Origin of the sequence: Burkholderia sp. SIMBA_051 (assembly GCF_046534915.1) — a bacterium.
In the GTDB taxonomy this organism is placed as follows: domain Bacteria; phylum Pseudomonadota; class Gammaproteobacteria; order Burkholderiales; family Burkholderiaceae; genus Burkholderia; species Burkholderia ambifaria.
The window spans coordinates 1-263 of sequence record NZ_JAWRXS010000413.1; the positions used below are offsets into that span (position 1 = coordinate 1).

General features: G+C 62.0%; 1 protein-coding gene. It reads right to left on the reverse strand.

From position 1 onward, the window contains the following. Positions 1-263, reverse strand: a 263-nt coding sequence (locus tag SB771_RS35090; RefSeq protein ID WP_410722056.1) for a thiamine pyrophosphate-binding protein, incomplete at both ends; no start/stop codon positions are given.

A 263-nucleotide genomic window follows, 5' to 3' on the forward strand; every position in this document is an offset into this window, starting at 1 on the left:
GGCCCTGCTTGGACTTCTTGATCGGCTTCTGCCCGGTGATCATCATCATCGGCATGCCGCCCAGGTAGGCGTAGGCGCTGGCGGTAACCAGGTTGGTGGCGCCAGGGCCGAGGGTGGACAGGCTGACGCCAGTCTTGCCGGTCAGTCGGCCGTAGGTGGCAGCCATGAAACCTGCAGACTGCTCGTGACGGGTCAGTACCAGCTTGATCTTCGACTTGCGCAGGGATTCGAGCAGGTCAAGGTTTTCTTCACCGGGAATGCCG